The sequence below is a fragment of the Pseudomonas sp. AN-1 genome (genome assembly GCF_034057115.1).
In the GTDB taxonomy this organism is placed as follows: Bacteria; Pseudomonadota; Gammaproteobacteria; order Pseudomonadales; family Pseudomonadaceae; genus Geopseudomonas.
Genome location: NZ_CP139195.1, coordinates 2,448,915 through 2,463,770, shown reverse-complemented (window position 1 = coordinate 2,463,770; position 14,856 = coordinate 2,448,915). Strand labels below are relative to the sequence as shown.

14 protein-coding genes are annotated in these 14,856 nt (G+C 69.3%); 4 read left to right on the top strand and 10 right to left on the bottom strand.

All coding sequences use genetic code 11. From position 1 onward, the window contains the following. Positions 1 to 24: 24 nt before the first annotated feature. Positions 25 to 741 carry an endonuclease I family protein gene (locus tag SK095_RS11495; protein WP_320546380.1) on the bottom strand — a complete coding sequence of 239 codons (717 nt, stop codon included), beginning with the start codon at positions 739 to 741 and terminating at the stop codon, positions 25 to 27. 209 nt (positions 742 to 950) lie between these two features. Between SK095_RS11495 and arfB the strand changes: the two genes are divergently transcribed. Next, positions 951 to 1,364 carry an alternative ribosome rescue aminoacyl-tRNA hydrolase ArfB gene (gene arfB, locus SK095_RS11490; RefSeq protein WP_136489625.1) on the top strand — a complete coding sequence of 138 codons (414 nt, stop codon included), beginning with the start codon at positions 951 to 953 and terminating at the stop codon, positions 1,362 to 1,364. A 70-nt stretch (positions 1,365 to 1,434) separates the two neighbouring features. Here the strand turns inward: arfB and leuA are convergent, their stop codons facing one another. Both leuA and SK095_RS11480 read right to left on the bottom strand, forming a co-directional pair. Next, on the bottom strand, positions 1,435 to 3,105 hold the full coding sequence (gene leuA / locus SK095_RS11485; RefSeq protein WP_201486681.1) for a 2-isopropylmalate synthase: 1,671 nt from the start codon (positions 3,103 to 3,105) through the stop codon (positions 1,435 to 1,437). Positions 3,106 to 3,248: 143 nt separating this feature from the next. Continuing rightward, positions 3,249 to 3,527, bottom strand: coding sequence for a hypothetical protein (locus SK095_RS11480; protein WP_320546379.1), 279 nt, complete (start codon positions 3,525 to 3,527; stop codon positions 3,249 to 3,251). Positions 3,528 to 3,530: 3 nt separating this feature from the next. Between SK095_RS11480 and SK095_RS11475 the strand changes: the two genes are divergently transcribed. Together SK095_RS11475 and SK095_RS11470 are read left to right on the top strand one after the other, a co-directional pair. Further along, positions 3,531 to 3,908, top strand: coding sequence for a DUF2946 domain-containing protein (locus SK095_RS11475; protein ID WP_136489622.1), 378 nt, complete (start codon positions 3,531 to 3,533; stop codon positions 3,906 to 3,908). Positions 3,909 to 3,997: 89 nt separating this feature from the next. Further along, complete coding sequence (locus SK095_RS11470; protein ID WP_320546378.1) at positions 3,998 to 6,319, top strand: TonB-dependent receptor; 2,322 nt, start codon at positions 3,998 to 4,000, stop codon at positions 6,317 to 6,319. Positions 6,320 to 6,442: 123 nt separating this feature from the next. Here SK095_RS11470 and SK095_RS11465 read toward each other — a convergent pair whose 3' ends face one another. The 5 genes from SK095_RS11465 to SK095_RS11445 form a co-directional block, all read right to left on the bottom strand. Further along, complete coding sequence (locus tag SK095_RS11465) at positions 6,443 to 7,699, bottom strand: mechanosensitive ion channel family protein (RefSeq protein WP_201486678.1); 1,257 nt, start codon at positions 7,697 to 7,699, stop codon at positions 6,443 to 6,445. 133 nt (positions 7,700 to 7,832) lie between these two features. Then, positions 7,833 to 9,104 (bottom strand): mechanosensitive ion channel family protein, encoded by a 1,272-nt coding sequence (locus SK095_RS11460; RefSeq protein WP_201486677.1) that lies wholly within the window; start codon positions 9,102 to 9,104, stop codon positions 7,833 to 7,835. Positions 9,105 to 9,227: 123 nt separating this feature from the next. After that, the gene (locus tag SK095_RS11455; protein ID WP_320546377.1) at positions 9,228 to 10,064 is read right to left on the bottom strand and encodes a peptidoglycan DD-metalloendopeptidase family protein; all 837 of its coding nucleotides are present in this window, start codon (positions 10,062 to 10,064) and stop codon (positions 9,228 to 9,230) included. Positions 10,065 to 10,116: 52 nt separating this feature from the next. Then, positions 10,117 to 11,625 carry an ATP-dependent RNA helicase RhlB gene (rhlB, locus tag SK095_RS11450; RefSeq protein WP_136489643.1) on the bottom strand — a complete coding sequence of 503 codons (1,509 nt, stop codon included), beginning with the start codon at positions 11,623 to 11,625 and terminating at the stop codon, positions 10,117 to 10,119. A 97-nt stretch (positions 11,626 to 11,722) separates the two neighbouring features. Then, a complete protein-coding gene (locus SK095_RS11445) occupies positions 11,723 to 12,388 on the bottom strand; it encodes an alpha/beta hydrolase (RefSeq protein ID WP_320546376.1) in 666 nt (221 codons plus the stop codon). A 146-nt stretch (positions 12,389 to 12,534) separates the two neighbouring features. Between SK095_RS11445 and SK095_RS11440 the strand changes: the two genes are divergently transcribed. Next, positions 12,535 to 12,813 (top strand): GIY-YIG nuclease family protein, encoded by a 279-nt coding sequence (locus tag SK095_RS11440; protein WP_320546375.1) that lies wholly within the window; start codon positions 12,535 to 12,537, stop codon positions 12,811 to 12,813. 132 nt (positions 12,814 to 12,945) lie between these two features. On the opposite strand, the gene SK095_RS11435 is transcribed toward SK095_RS11440, so the two are convergent. Both SK095_RS11435 and yejK read right to left on the bottom strand, forming a co-directional pair. Then, positions 12,946 to 13,764: a hypothetical protein gene (locus SK095_RS11435; protein WP_320546374.1), complete on the bottom strand. Its 819-nt coding sequence runs from the start codon at positions 13,762 to 13,764 to the stop codon at positions 12,946 to 12,948. Between the two features lie 5 nt (positions 13,765 to 13,769). Beyond that, positions 13,770 to 14,777, bottom strand: a complete 1,008-nt coding sequence (gene yejK / locus SK095_RS11430; RefSeq protein WP_320546373.1) for a nucleoid-associated protein YejK — start codon at positions 14,775 to 14,777, stop codon at positions 13,770 to 13,772. Between the last annotated feature and the right edge of the window lie 79 nt (positions 14,778 to 14,856).

Here is a 14,856-nt window from a genome sequence, read left to right as displayed (position 1 = left end):
CGCCGTCCCGCGGGAGCAGCCGGCTCAGTTGTAGGCCAGTCGCTTCTCGCGCGGTGCGCAGCGCTTGAGGTCCACCTCGCCGACATGCGGGTTGGCGTTGCCCTGCACGCAGGCGATGCGCTGGTTGCGCCAGCGTTCCCACTCGCTGACCGGGTACTGGCGGTTCCAGATGTCGTACAGGCGGCGGTCCTGCTTCGACAGGCGCAGCTGGTAGCGCTCGCTCATGTACAGGTAGATGCGCGCGATGGCGCCGCGGCTGTATTCCGCCGGCATGGCGGTGCGCTGCTTGAAGTCGACCACGAAGGGGCAGGCGCCGTACTGGGTGGGCTTGGCGCTGAGCATGCCGAAGCCGAAGTTGCTGCGGTCGCCGTTGACCTCGCCGACGGCCGGCACCAGGTTGTGCAGGTCGGCCTCGGCCTGGCTGAACAGCGGGTCGTTGGCCGTGCAGTTCTTGCGTCCGCCCTGTTGCCAGCACTGGCGCTGGTGGCCGATCACCCAGGCCGGCACCACGTGCTCCCACTCGATGCGCCCGGCGCGGTTGGCGTTCTTGCGCGGTTCATAGCCGCAGCTGTCCAGATCGACGCGGTTGCCGCGGTATTCGCAGCCGCAGTAGAAGTCCACCGGACGGTCGGCGTACAGCTTCCAGGCGATCTTCTTGGCTTCGCGGAAGGTGCGCGGGGCTTCGGCATGGCTGGAGGCGAAGGGGATTACGGCGAGCAGCAGGAGCAGCAGGAAACGCATGGCAGTCTCGACAACGGGCTGAGAGGAGCGTCCATGCGGTTGCCGGGGATTCTACCGCGGCTGATCGAAAAGTCAGTCAAAACAAATGCTTGCGAAGGATTGGCAAGGCGCTGCAGGGGCGAATTCATTCGCCTTGCGCGGCGTCCGGGCGAATGGATTCGCCCCTGCAGGTATCCTGTCCGGGTCCTCTTCGTGCCGAGCCCTCCGCCATGCTGGAAATCTCCAACGCCGTCCACCTGCCCGACAGCGAGATCGAACTCACCGCGATCCGCGCCCAGGGCGCCGGCGGGCAGAACGTCAACAAGGTGTCCAGCGCGGTGCATCTGCGCTTCGACATCCACGCCTCGTCGTTGCCGGAGTTCTACAAGGAACGTCTGCTGGCGCTGCGCGACAGCCGCATCACCGGCGAGGGGGTGATCGTGATCAAGGCGCAGCAGTACCGCACCCAGGAGCAGAACCGCGCCGATGCGCTGGCGCGCCTGGCCGAGCTGATCCGCAGCGTGGCCAAGGTCGAGAAGGCGCGCCGGCCGACCAGGCCGACGCTCGGCTCGAAGCAGCGGCGGCTGGAGGGCAAGAGCAAGCGCGGGGCGATCAAGGCCGGGCGGGGCAAGGTGGATTTCTGAGCGCAAACGCTCAAATGAAAACGCCCCGGACCTGGCGGTCGGGGCGCTCGGGGTAGCGCAAAGCTCAGACTCAGGCCGCCTGCGCCTCGCTCTGGCGCAGGGCGCGGTTCAGCGCGCTGAACAGGGCGCGGAAGCTCGCCGTGGTCAGGTTGCCGTCGATGCCGGCGCCGTGCAGCGGGCGGCCGCCGTCGACGCGCAGCTCGATGTAGGCCGCGGCCTTGGCGTTGCTGCCGCCGCCGATGGCGTGCTCGCTGTAGTCCATCACCTCGACGGCGACCGGCAGGGCGGCGACCAGCGCCTCCAGCGGGCCGTTGCCGGTGCCCTTCAGGGTCTGGCTGCGGCCGTCGTGCTCGACTTCCACCTCGACGCTGGTGATGCCGTCCGCTTCCTGCAGGCGATGGCCTTTGAGGCTGTAGGTCGCCGGGCCGTCGAGGTATTCGGCGACCAGCAGCTCGTGGATCTGCCGCGCGCTCATCTCCAGGCCGTGGCGGTCGGTCTCGCGCTGCACCACCTGGCTGAACTCGATCTGCATGCGCCGCGGCAGGCTGATGCCGTACTCCTGCTCGAGCAGGAAGGTGATGCCGCCCTTGCCGGACTGGCTGTTGACGCGGATCACCGCCTCGTAGCTGCGGCCGATGTCGGCCGGGTCGATCGGCAGGTAGGGCACTTCCCAGACGCCGTCCGGGTCCTGCTGGGCGAAGCCCTTGCGGATCGCGTCCTGGTGCGAGCCGGAGAAGGCGGTGTGCACCAGGTCGCCGACGTAGGGATGGCGCGGGTGCACCGGCAGCTGGTTGCACTCCTCGACCACCTTGCGCACGCCGTCGATGTCGGAGAAGTCCAGCTCGGGGTCGACGCCCTGGGTGTACATGTTCAGCGCCACGGTGACGATGTCGACGTTGCCGGTGCGCTCGCCGTTGCCGAACAGGCAGCCTTCCACGCGGTCGGCGCCGGCCAGCAGGCCCAGTTCGGTGGCGGCCACGCCGGTGCCGCGGTCGTTGTGGGTGTGCAGGCTGACCAGCACGCTGTCGCGGCGGTCGATGTGGCGGCAGAACCACTCGATCTGGTCGGCGTAGACGTTCGGGGTGGCCGCCTCGACGGTCGCCGGCAGGTTGAGGATCAGCTTCTGCTCGGGAGTCGGCTGGAACACCTCGATCACCGCGTTGCACACCTCGACGGCGAATTCCGGCTCGGTGGAGCTGAAGATCTCCGGCGAGTACTCGAAGCGCCACTCGGTGTCCGGGTTCTGCTCGGCCAGGCGCTTGATGATCTGCCCGGCGTTGACGGCGATCTGGATCACCCCGGCCTTGTCCTGGTTGAAGACGATGCGGCGGAAGCTCGGCGCGGTGGCGTTGTAGTAGTGGACGATGGCCTTCTTCGCGCCCTTGAGCGATTCGAAGGTGCGGGTGATCAGGTCTTCGCGGGCCTGGGTCAGCACCTGGATGGTCACGTCGTCGGGAATGTGGCCGCCTTCGATCAGGGTGCGCACGAAGTCGAAGTCGGTCTGCGAGGCGGACGGGAAGCCCACCTCGATTTCCTTGATGCCCACCGCCACCAGGCACTGGAAGAAGCGCAGTTTCTTGTCGGCGTCCATCGGCTCGATCAGCGACTGGTTGCCGTCGCGCAGGTCGGAGCTCAGCCAGATCGGTGCCTTGTCGATCACCTTGCCCGGCCAGGTGCGGTCGGGGATGTCGATCTGCGGGAACGGACGGTACTTGGTCGACGGGTTCTTCAGCATGGGCATGACGGATTTCCTGAAAACGGGGCCGCGGGGGCGGCGGGCAATACGGAATCGGAGCGGGCGATGCGGTATTCAGCTGCGCAGTCGGGGGCTGACCAGGTGCAGGCTGAGGTATTGCCGCTGCAGGATGAGGGTGTGGGATGCGTTCATGGCGGCAACCCTAGCGCCGGCTGCGCGCTGATGGCAAGCATTGCCGGAAAATTGGTGGTTTTCACCACTTGGCTCCTGATGGCGATATTCTGTGCCGGTTTCTGCGGGTTTAGTTCGCTCGCCTTGCGTGACGGTTTTTCCGCCTGGCGCCCTGCGCCGGCGGGCTGGATCCGTGCGTCGCCGTGTCGCACTAGGTGGGCGGCATGGCCCTGTGCGATCATCCCGGCCGCTGACTGCGGCGACTGGCCGCGCAACTTTTCGTAGGGAGACGTCATCGGGTGATTCGGCAAGGGCGCAAGCGCATTGCAGCCTGGCTCGGTCTGTTCGCCATGTTCATGGCGTTCGCCGGCCCGCTGTACTCGCAGCTGCGGGCACTCGACAGCCTGCAGGTGGCGCTCGCCATCGACCTGGACGCGCTGCACTGCGGCGAGGGCCAGAGCCTGCCCGACGACGGCCCGCCCGAGTGGGTCAAGTGCCTCGACCAGTGCGGCTACTGCGGCCTGCTGGCCGGCAGCCCGGCACTGCCGCCGGCCGTGCAGCTGGCCTTGCCGGCGCCGTCCAGCCTGGTCCACCAGTTCCTCCCGCCGATCCAGAGTCTGCCCCAGGCGCCGCCGGCGACCAGCCAGCCACGCGCACCTCCCTTCCGCCACGCCTGAAACCGTTCCCAACCGGTCGTCCGTCTGCCGGCGCGCTGCTGCGCGCCGGCCGCGACCTGCAGTTCGCTGATATTGCGTGGAATCCATACATGTCCGTTTTCGCTCGTCCGTCCCTGGCGCAGTCGCGCCTGTCCCGTCCGTTCGCCCTGAATCCGTTCCAGCGTCGCTGGTGGCCGGCGCATGCCGCGCTGCTCGGCGCCCTGGCCCTGCCGCTGCAGGCCGCCGAACCGGAAAGTACCGAGAGTGCCGAAGAGGAGGTTGCGCCGCTGATGGTGACCTTCAAGCCGGCGGAGGTGCGCGAGCGCCCCGCGGCCGCGACCCTGGGCGCCACCGAGATCGACGTGAAGGCCCGCTCCGCTGCCGGCGCGAGCACCTCGGACAGCGCCGCTCTGCTGCGCGGTGCGGCGGGGGTCAGCCTGAACAATGCGGGCGGCATTTCCAGCCTGCCGTCGATCCGCGGCCTGGCCGACGACCGTCTGCGCATCAAGGTGGACGGCATGGATCTGGTGGCCTCCTGCCCGAACCACATGAACCCGGCGCTTTCCTACATCGACCCCAGCAACCTGGGCAAGCTGCAGGTCTTCGCCGGCATCACGCCGGTGAGTCTGGGCGGTGACAGCATCGGTGGCACCATCGTCGCCGAGAGTCTGGCGCCTGAGTTCGCCGCCGCGGGCGAAACCCTGGACAAGGGCTCGGTGGGAGCCTTCCTGCGCAGCAACAACGATGCGCGCGGCGGCAACGTGTCGCTGATGCACGCCAACGACGCGTTCAACATCCGCTACGCCGGCAGCTACAGCAAGGCCAACAACTACATGGCCGGCGACGACTTCAAGACCAGCACCGCCACCGGCCGTCCCGGCGAGAGCAGCGCGCTGGACGAGGTCGCTTCCACGGCCTACGAAACGCGCAGCCATCAACTGACCATGGCCTACAAGCTCGGAGAGGATCTGCTGGAGCTGTCCCTGGGCCAGCACGAGGTGCCGCAGGAGCTGTTCCCCAACCAGCGCATGGACCTGACCGACAACACCCAGCAGCGCATCAACCTGCGTTACCTGAGCCGCTTCGCCTGGGGCAGCCTGGAAACCCGGGTGTACCGCGAGACCGTCGACCACGAGATGGACTTCGGTCCGGACAAGCGCTTCTGGTACGGTAGTGCTTCAGGGGCTGGCACAGCCTGCGGCCCGATCGGCGCGACCTGCGCCGCCGGCATGCCGATGAACAGCGAAAGCACCACCCTCGGCGCCAGCGCCAAGGCCAGCATCGAGCTGAACGAGCGCGACCTGCTGCGCGTGGGCAGCGAGTACCAGCGCTATCGGCTCGACGACTACTGGCCGGCTTCCGGCGGCGGCATGTGGCCGGGCACCTTCGAGAACATCAACGACGGTAAGCGTGATCGGCTGGCGCTGTTCGGCGAGTGGGAGCGCGAGATCGATCCGGCCTGGCTGACGCTGGTCGGCCTGCGTTACGAGCACGTGTCCAGCAGCGCCGGCGTGGTGCACGGCTACGGCAATGCCATGGGCAGCCAGATCCCCGATGCGGCGGCCTTCAATGCCAGCGATCGCAGCCAGAGCGATGACAACTGGGACTTCACTGCGCTGGCCCGCTACAACCATGACGCGAACCTGGACGTCGAGTTCGGCTACGCGCGCAAGGTGCGCTCGCCCAACCTGTACGAGCGCTACACCTGGTCGACCTGGCCGATGGCGGCGGTGATGAACAACTTCGTCGGCGACGGCAATGGCTATGTCGGCGACATCGGCCTCGAGCCGGAAACCGCCCACACGGTGTCCGCCACCCTCGACTGGCACAGCGCCGACCGGCGCCACGAGCTGAAGGTCACGCCGTTCTACACCCATGTCGACGACTACATCGATGCCGTGGCGCGGCCGGGCTGGACCGCCGGCCAGTTCAACGTGCTGCAGTACGCCAACCAGACCGCACGCATCTACGGCGTGGATGTCTCGGGGCGCATGCCGCTGACGCGCAACGCACTCGGCCAGTGGGGGCTGGAAGCGCTGGTCAACTACAGCGACGGCAAGAACCGCGACAGCGGTGACGAGCTGTACAACATCATGCCCCTCAACACGACCGTGGCCCTGACCCAGCAGCTGGGTGGCTGGAGCAACAGCCTGGAGATGCTCAGCGTGACGGCCAAGAACGACGGCTCGGACGTGCGCAACGAAATCGAAACCGCCGGCTACACGCTGTTCAACCTGCGTCTGAGCCACAGCTGGGACCAGGTGCGGGTGGATGCGGGCGTCGAGAACCTGGCGGACAAGTTCTACTACCTGCCGACCGGGGGCGCCTACACGGCGCAGGGCCGCACCATGAGCATCAACGGCATCCCTTCGGGCATCGGTGTGCCGGGCATGGGCCGCACCTTCTACACCGGGGTGACGGTGAGCTTCTGATCTCGGCGGAGGCTGAGCGTGCCCGCGCTCCGGCGTGGGCACGCATCCCGTGCCGCGCCGGCGGCCGGACGCGGGGCGGCCATCGACTGGCCGGCGTCTGGCCGTGCCTCGGGCGTGCCCGGCCTAGCGCTCGCGCCGCTCGGCCGCCGGCAGCCGCCACTCGCGCAGGTCGGCGCCGCTCGGATACTGGAACACGCGCAGGCCGAACTCCGGGAGGATCGCCAGCAGGTGGTCGAAGATGTCCGCCTGGATGCGCTCGTAGTCGGCCCACACGGTGGTGGCGGTGAAGCAGTACAGCTCCAGAGGCAGGCCGGTGGCGGTGGGGGCGAGCTGGCGCACCAGCAGGGTCATGTCCTGGCGGATGTACGGGGCGTGGCGCAGGTAGTTCTCCACGTAGGCGCGGAAGGTGCCGAGGTTGGTCAGGCGCAGTTGGTTGAGCGGCGCGGCCCCCTGGACGAGCAGCTGGCGGTTCCACTCGTCCAGTTCGGCGCGCTTGCCGCTCAGGTAGTCGCGCAGCAGGGTGAAGTGGCGCAATTGCTCGATCTGCGCGGCGTCGATGAAGCGCACGCTGTCCTGGTCCAGGTACAGGCTGCGCTTGATCCGCCGCCCGCCCGACTCGTGCATGCCGCGCCAGTTCTTGAACGGGTCGCTGATGAAGCGCTTGGTGGGGATGCAGGTGATGGTCTTGTCCCAGTTCTGCACCTTGACCGTGTGCAGGGCGATGTCGATCACGTCGCCGTCGGCATTCAGCGCCGGCATCTCCACCCAGTCGCCGACGCGGAGGATGTCGTTGGAGGAGATCTGCACGCTGGCCACCACGGAGAGCAGGGTGTGCTGGAAGATCAGCATCAGCACCGCCGCCATGGCGCCGAGGCCGGAGAGCAGGATCAGCGGCGAGCGGTCGACCAGCGTGGCGACCATCAGGATGGCCGCGAGGGCGTAGACCGCGAACTCCAGCACCTGCAGGTAGCCCTTGATCGGCTTGAGGTGGGCGTCCGGGCGCTGTTCGTAGAGACGGTTGGCCTGGCGCAGTGCGCCGCCGATGGCCAGGGCGATGGTCAGCACGACGAAGGCGCGGCAGACGTTCTCCACCACGGTCACCACCGCCGGGTGCAGGCCGGGGATCAGCGTCACCCCGCTGGAGAGGATCAGCGCCGGCACGATGTTGGACAGGCGGCGGACGACGCTGTGCTCGTAGCTGGGCAGGTGGCGCCCCAGTGGCGTGGCGCTCAGGGTGCGGTGCAGGGCGCGCGCCAGCAGGTGCTTGACGGTCCAGTTGGCCAGCCAGGCGGTGCCCAGCAGCAGGGCGGCGCTCAGCGCGGTGAACAGGTAGGGCCGGGTCTGCAGCCAGTCGAGGGTGGAGGAGAGTGCGTCGAGCATGAGCTTCTCCTTGGCGCGTGGCCGGGGAGACGCCGCGCGCGGCGGCGCGGCCGCGTGCGGCGTCGGGCTGATCTTCCAGTGTAGATGCGGCGGTCGATCGGCGGGCCCCCGCGCGCGGGGCTCGCCGTGCGGCTCAGGCGTGCGCGGTCTGGCGCTCGCGTGGCTCCACGGCCGGCGCGCGCCACTCGCGCATATCGGCGCCGCTGGGGTGCTGGAACACGCGCAGGCCGAACTCCGGGAGGATCGCCAGCAGGTGGTCGAACAGGTCGGCCTGGATGGCCTCGTACTCGGCCCAGGCGGTGGTCGCGGTGAAGCAGTAGAGCTGCAGCGGCAGGCCGTCGGCGCCGGGGGCGAGCTGGCGCACCAGCAGGGTCATGTCCTGGCGGATGCGCGGGTTGTGGCGCAGGTAGCTCTCCACGTAGACGCGGAAGGTGCCGAGGTTGGTCAGCCGGCGCTGGTTGAGCGGCGCCAGGCCCTTCTCGCCGAGGCGACGGTTCCATTCGCCCAGCTCGTCCTGCTTGTGCTCCAGATAGTCGTGCAGCAGGGCGAAGCGGCCGAGCCGGGCGATTTCCTCGCTGTCCAGGAAGCGCACGCTGTTCTGGTCCAGGCACAGGTTGCGCATGATCCGCCGGCCGCCCGATTCCTGCATGCCGCGCCAGTTCTTGAACGGGTCGCTGATGAAGCGCTTGGTCGGGATGCAGGTGATGGTCTTGTCCCAGTTCTGCACTTTCACGGTGTGCAGGGCGATGTCGATCACGTCGCCGTCGGCGTTCAGCGCCGGCATCTCCACCCAGTCGCCGACCCGGACGATGTCGCTGGAGCTGATCTGCACGCTGGCCACCAGCGACAGCAGGGTGTCCTGGAAGATCAGCATCAGCACCGCGGCCATGGCGCCGAGGCCGGAGAGCAGGATCAGCGGCGAGCGGTCGATCAGGCTGGCGACGATCAGGATGCTGGCGATGGCGTAGACGACGATCTGCACCACCTGCAGGTAGCCCTTGATCGGCTTGAGATGGGCGTCCGGGCGCTGCTGGTAGAGCGCGTTGGCGACCTTGAGCAGCCCGCCGATGGCCAGCGCCACGGTCAGCACGACGAACGCCTGGCAGACGTTCTCCACCACGGTCACCGCGGCCTGCGGCAGGTGCGGGATCAGCTTGATGCCGCTGGACAGCACCAGCGACGGGACGATGTTGGACAGGCGGCGGACAATGCTCTGCTCGCCGGTGACGATGTGCCGGCCGATGGCGGTGGCGCCGAGGGCGCGGTGGATGCCGCGTACCAGCAGGCGCTTGACGATCCAGTTGGCCAGCCAGGCGACGCTGGCCAGCAGGGCCACGCAGACGGCGGCGAACAGCTGCGGCTGCGCCTGCAGCCAGTCGAGGGTTGGGGTGAGTTCGCTGGGCATGGGCTTCTCCTTGTCGCGAGCGGGGGAGCGCTCGGGCTCCCGGTGAGTGCCTCTCGGGCAGGGGGCTGCGGGTGCGGCGCGGCCCGGATGGCGGGGCGGGCCCGCCGATCGAGAACATCCGCCTCAGGGGCGGAAGGCACCGATGAAGATGCTCGGGTCGACCCGGGCATCGTTGAGGCTGACGTTCCAGTGCAGGTGCGCTCCGGTGGCGCGGCCGGTGGCGCCGACCTTGCCGAGCACGGCGCCGCGCGCCAGTTCGTCGCCGACTCTGACATCGATCCGTGACAGATGGCAGAACATGCTGATCAGGCCCTGGCCGTGGTCGACGAACACGGTGCGGCCGTTGAAGAAGTAGTCGCCGACCAGGATCACCCTGCCGGCCGCCGGCGCCTTCACCGGGGTGCCGGCCGGCACGGCGAAGTCGAGGCCCGAGTGCGGGTTGCGCTCCTCGCCGTTGAAGAAGCGGCGCAGGCCGAACGGGCTGGACAGCGGCCCGGCGACCGGCTTGTCGAACAGCAGGTTGCTCGGCTGGCGCGGGCTGAACTGGCGATAGGCGTCGGTCTGCTCGGCCAGCTCGCGCTCGATGCGCCTGAGGCTGGCGGGGCTCGGGTTGACCTGTTCCTTGTTCTTCAGGGTGATGTGCTGCTGCTTGTAGTCGCGGGCGCCGACGGTGAAGCCCAGGCGGCGGCCGTCGTCCACGTCGATGCGCTGCGGCCCCGACTGGACGCTCAGCGGCACGCCGACCACGGCGAGCCAGCGCCTGCCGTCCTCGCGCACCACCAGCACCGGCTTGCCCTGGTAGCGGGCGCCCGGCCGCGCCGGGCCGTCGCCCAGGTCGACCACCGCCACGCCGCCGGGCACCGGCTTGTCGAGCAGGCGCGACAGGAAACCCTCGGCCAGCGCCACGGGCGCGGACAGGGCGAGGAGCAGGGCGGACAGCAGGGCGTACGGTCGGAGCATGGCGGCGGGAAACGGGGAAACGGGCGCCCCCCGGAGCGAGGGGCGCGGGTGGTCAGTGCTGCTTGCGCGGCACCGGCTTGAGCAGCTCGGCCGGCGGCATCTCGCACTGGATCTTGCGGCCGATCAGCGCCTCGATCGGCGGCAGGGCGAAGGCGTCGTCCTCGCCGGCGAAGCTGATCGAGGTGCCGCTGGTGCCGGCACGGCCGGTGCGGCCGATGCGGTGCACGTAGTCGTCGGGATCTTCCGGCAGGGTGAAGTTGATCACGTGGCTGATGGCGTCGACGTGGATGCCGCGGCCGGCCACGTCGGTGGCCACCAGCACGCGGATCTTGCCCTCGCGGAAGCCTTCCAGCACCTTGATGCGCTTGACCTGCGGCACGTCGCCGGACATCTGCGCGGCGCTGATGCCGTCGCGGGTCAGGCGCTCCTCGATGCGGCGCACCTGGTCCTTGCGGTTGGCGAACACCATCACCCGGGTCCAGTCGTTCTGCGCGATCAGGTTGAACAGCAGCTTGTACTTGTCGGCCTCGGCCACCGCGTAGACGTGCTGCTCGACGGTGTCGCTGGCGACGTTCTCCGGCTCGATCTCGACGATGGCCGGGTTGACCGTCCACTGCTTGGCCAGGTTCATCACGTCGTCGGTGAAGGTGGCGGAGAACAGCAGGGTCTGGCGCTCGCCCTTCATCGGGGTCTGGCGGATGATCTGCCGTACCTGCGGGATGAAGCCCATGTCGAGCATGCGGTCGGCCTCGTCGAGGACCATCACCTCGACCATGTCCAGGTGCACCTCGCCGCGCTGGTTGAAGTCCAGCAGGCGGCCGGGGGTGGCGACCAGAATGTCGCAGTAGCGCGCTTCCAGCTGCTTGAGCTGCTTGTCGAAGTCCATGCCGCCGACGAAGCTCATCACGTTGAGGCCGGTGTACTTGGTCAGGTCGCGGGCGTCGTTGGCGATCTGCACCACCAGCTCGCGGGTCGGCGCGATGATCAGCGCGCGCGGCTCGCCCATGTAGCGTTCCTTCGGCGGCGGCGTGATCAGCAGCTGGGTGATGGTGGAGATCAGGAAGGCGGCGGTCTTGCCGGTGCCGGTCTGCGCCCGGCCGATGGCATCACGGCCGCGCAGGGTATGGCCGAGCACCTGGGCCTGGATCGGCGTGCAGTAGGGGAAGCCGAGGTCGTGGATGGCGTGCATCAGGCGCGCATCCAGCTTGAAGTCGTGGAAGCGGGTCTTGCCTTCGGCCGGCTCGACCACGAAGTCTTCCAGCTTCCAGTTGTCCACCGCCGGCTTGCGCGGGGTGCGTTCGCGGCGCGGGCGATCGGCCTTCGGCTTGCTGTCGCGCGGCTGGCCTTCGCCGTTCTTCTCGGCGCGCGGCTTGTCGCCACGCGGCTTGCGGGCGCGCTCGCCGTCCTGCGGGGCCGGCTGCTGCTCGGCGCGGGGGGTGGTGTTCTCGGTGTGCTGGGCGGCGTCGGCCAGGCTTTCGCCCTGGCCGCTGGCCGGGCTGGTGTTCTGGGGCAACTGGGCCTCCGGGTCTTTGCTGAAGATTTGCGTGAGTGCCTTGAGCACGGTGATCTCGATCTGCATGAGATAGATACAGACTGCAGTGTAAAGCAAGATCGGGGCCTGGCGAAGCCGCGTGGCGGCGGCGCCAGGCCCGCCGGACTCAGCCGGCCAGGCGCTCGCGCAGCCACAGGGCGATGTCGCGCAGCTCCTCGTTGACCACCTCGTGGCCCATCGGGTAGTCGTGCCAGGCCACGGTCACGCCGCGCGCGGCCAGCCAGTCGTGGGCGCGGCGGCCGAGCTCGGGGGCCACCACCTGGTCGTCGCGGCCGTGCAGGCACAGCACCGGGTGGGCCTGCTGGATGGCGCCGAGCTGCTGGGCGTCCTCGAAGGTCGGCGCATAGGTGGACAGCGCCAGCACCCCGCCCAGCTCGCCGGCCCAGCGGCGGAAGGCGGTGTGCAGCACCACCGCGCCGCCCTGGGAGAAGCCGGCGAGGAAGATGCGCGCGGCGGGAATGCCGGCGGCGCGCTGCGCCTCGATCAGCGCCAGCACCGTGCTGGCGGACTCCTCCAGCTGCTCGCGGTCGATGGCGCGCTCCGGGCCGGTGGCGAGGATGTCGTACCAGGACGGCATGCTCCAGCCGCCGTTGATGGTCACCGGGCGGCTCGGCGCCTGCGGCAGCACGAAGCGCACGCCAGGCAGCACGCTCTGCAGCGCCTCGGCCACCGGCTGGAAGTCGAAGCGGTCGGCGCCGAGGCCGTGCAGCCAGATCACGCAGGCGCGGGCCGGCTCGGCGGGTTCGAGGATCAGGGGCGGGGTGTCGTGCATGGGCATTCCGTGAAAGGGCGATGGGGCCGCGCAGTGCGGCGGGGCAGGGGGGATTATCGCCGCGCCCTGCGCCCCGGCGAAAGGCACCGGCGTTTGCTCCGGCGGCCGCCCCTATAATCGCGGCTTTTCCTGCCGGGAGTGGCGCGATGACGGTCGCCGACAAGCCGTGGTTCGTCTATCTGGTGCGCGCCGAGAACGGTGCGCTGTACTGCGGGGTCAGCGACGACCCGCAGCGGCGCTTCGCCGCGCACCGCAGCGGCAAGGGCGCGCGCTTCTTCCACAGCAGCCCGGCGCAGGCGCTGGTCTACGTCGAGGCCTGCGCCGGCAAGGGCGCGGCGCTGTCGCGCGAACGGGCGATCAAGCGCCTGGCCAAGCCGGCCAAGGAGCGGCTGGTGGCGGAGTGGATGGCGGGGGAACCCTCGTAGGGTGGGGCAGGCCGCAGGCCGTAACCCACCAACCAGTCCGCAGGGCTGGCAGGCTCGAGTAGTGCGACCTGTGGTCGCGATGGTGGGTTACGCCGCGGTGCGGCTAACCCACCCTACGGGACGGGGGCTGCCTTAGGCCCGCTCCAGCTCGTCGAGGCCGAACGGCAGCGGCGGGGTCGGCCAGTGCTGGTCGAGGCGCTCGAACTCGCGGGCAACCAGGCTGGCCAGCAGCAGGTCGCGCAGCCACTTGTGGTTGGCCGGGATCAGCCGCCAGGGCGCCTGCGGGCGGTGGCTGGCAGCGAGGATGGCGGCCCAGTGCGCCTCGCGCCGATCGAACTGGCGGTGCGCCTCGAGGTCTTCGGCGCCGACCTTCCAGTGCTTGCGCGGGTCGAGCAGGCGCTTGCGCAGGCGCGCCTTCTGCTCGACGCGGGAGATCTGCAGGTAGACCTTGAGCAGGCGGATGCCGCGCCCGGCCAGCTCGTCCTCGAAGGCGGCCAGCTGCGCCAGCCGCGCGGGGATGTCCGCGGCGGCGATGAAGCCGTCGAACAGGTCGCAGGCCACGCCCTCGTAGGGGCTGCGGTTGAACAGCACGACCTCGCCCGGCGCCGGCAGGCAGCGCCGGTAGCGTTCGAGGAAACCCTCGGCGCGCTCGGCCGCCGTCGGCTGACGGAAGCCGTGCACGGCGAGCCCCTGCGGGCCGAGGCCGGCGAACACCTGGCGGATGGCGCCGTCCTTGCCGGCGCAGTCGGGGCCCTGCAGCCAGACCAGCAGCGCCTCCTGGCGGCGCGCGCGCAGCAGCGTCTGCTGCTCGGCCAGCCACGGCCTGAGCGTCTCCAGTCGTACCCGCGCGCCGTCGCGGTCGAGGCCGCACAGCCGCTCGGCGTCGACGGGCGCCGCCGCGTGCGGGTCGCCCAGGCAGGCGTCGAGCAGGCTGTCGGGCAGGCGCGGCATGGCGTTCAGTCCTTGCGCCGCTTGAGCTGGTCCTTCAGCTTGCTCGGCAGCTGGCGGATGATCAGGGTGTCGCTGCTCTCGTCGTACTCGATCTGCGAACCCAGCAGGTGCGCCTCGAAGCTGATCGACAGGCCCTCGGCGCGGCCGGTGAAGCGGCGGAACTGGTTGAGGGTGCGCTTGTCCGCCGGGATCTCCGGGGCCAGGCCGTAGTCCTGGTTGCGGATGTGCTCGAAGAAGGCGCGCGGGTGCTCCTCGTCGATCAGCTCGGACAGCTCCTCGAGGGCGATCGGCTCGCCGCGCCGGGCCTGGCTGCTGGCGTAGTCGACCAGCGCCTCGGTCTTCTCGCGGGCCTGCTCCTCGGCCAGGTCCTCGCTCTCGACGAAGTCGCTGAACGCCTTGAGCAGGGTGCGCGTCTCGCTCGGCGCGTCGACGCCCTCCTGGCAGCCGATGAACTCGCGGAAGTACTCGGAGACCTTCTTGCCGCCCTTGCCCTTGATGAAGGAGATGTACTGCCGGGAGGTCTTGTTGTTGCGCCACTCGGAGAGGTTGATGCGCGCGGCCAGATGCAGCTGGCCGAGGTCCAGATGCCTCGACGGGGTGACCTCGAGGCTGTCGGTGACCGCCACGCCCTCGCTGTGGTGCAGCAGGGCGATGGCCAGGTAGTCGGTCATGCCCTGCTGGTAGTGGGCCAGCAGCACGTGGCCGCCAGTGGACAGGTTGGACTCTTCCATCAGCTGCTTGAGGTGCTCGACCGCCTGGCGGCTGAAGGCGACGAAGTCGCGGCCGCCGTCGAGGTAGTCGGCCAGCCAGCCGCTGAACGGGTAGGCGCCGGACTCCTCGTGGAACAGGCCCCAGACCTTGTTGGGCTTGGCGTTGTAGCTGTCGTTGAGGTCGGCCAGCAGGTTGTCGATGGCCTGCGATTCGCCCAGCTCGCTGTCGCGGGCGTGCAGCGTGGCGGGGTTGCCGTCGGGCTTCTTGTCGATCAGGTGGACGATGGCGTGACGGATCGGCATGGCGGTCTCGTGGCGGGAAATTCGGATGCGTCAGTGTAACCGATGGGTGGCGCCGGACGGTCCGCCAGGCATATCCGAG

Coding starts and splice junctions, on each gene's coding strand:
- SK095_RS11495 (WP_320546380.1), bottom strand. CDS start 741: ATGCGTTTCCTGCTGCTCCTGCTGCTCGCCGTAATCCCCTTCGCCTCC.
- arfB (WP_136489625.1), top strand. CDS start 951: ATGCTGGAAATCTCCAACGCCGTCCACCTGCCCGACAGCGAGATCGAA.
- leuA (WP_201486681.1), bottom strand. CDS start 3,105: ATGCCCATGCTGAAGAACCCGTCGACCAAGTACCGTCCGTTCCCGCAG.
- SK095_RS11480 (WP_320546379.1), bottom strand. CDS start 3,527: ATGACGTCTCCCTACGAAAAGTTGCGCGGCCAGTCGCCGCAGTCAGCG.
- SK095_RS11470 (WP_320546378.1), top strand. CDS start 3,998: ATGTCCGTTTTCGCTCGTCCGTCCCTGGCGCAGTCGCGCCTGTCCCGT.
- SK095_RS11465 (WP_201486678.1), bottom strand. CDS start 7,699: ATGCTCGACGCACTCTCCTCCACCCTCGACTGGCTGCAGACCCGGCCC.
- SK095_RS11460 (WP_201486677.1), bottom strand. CDS start 9,104: ATGCCCAGCGAACTCACCCCAACCCTCGACTGGCTGCAGGCGCAGCCG.
- SK095_RS11455 (WP_320546377.1), bottom strand. CDS start 10,064: ATGCTCCGACCGTACGCCCTGCTGTCCGCCCTGCTCCTCGCCCTGTCC.
- SK095_RS11445 (WP_320546376.1), bottom strand. CDS start 12,388: ATGCACGACACCCCGCCCCTGATCCTCGAACCCGCCGAGCCGGCCCGC.
- SK095_RS11440 (WP_320546375.1), top strand. CDS start 12,535: ATGACGGTCGCCGACAAGCCGTGGTTCGTCTATCTGGTGCGCGCCGAG.
- SK095_RS11435 (WP_320546374.1), bottom strand. CDS start 13,764: ATGCCGCGCCTGCCCGACAGCCTGCTCGACGCCTGCCTGGGCGACCCG.
- yejK (WP_320546373.1), bottom strand. CDS start 14,777: ATGCCGATCCGTCACGCCATCGTCCACCTGATCGACAAGAAGCCCGAC.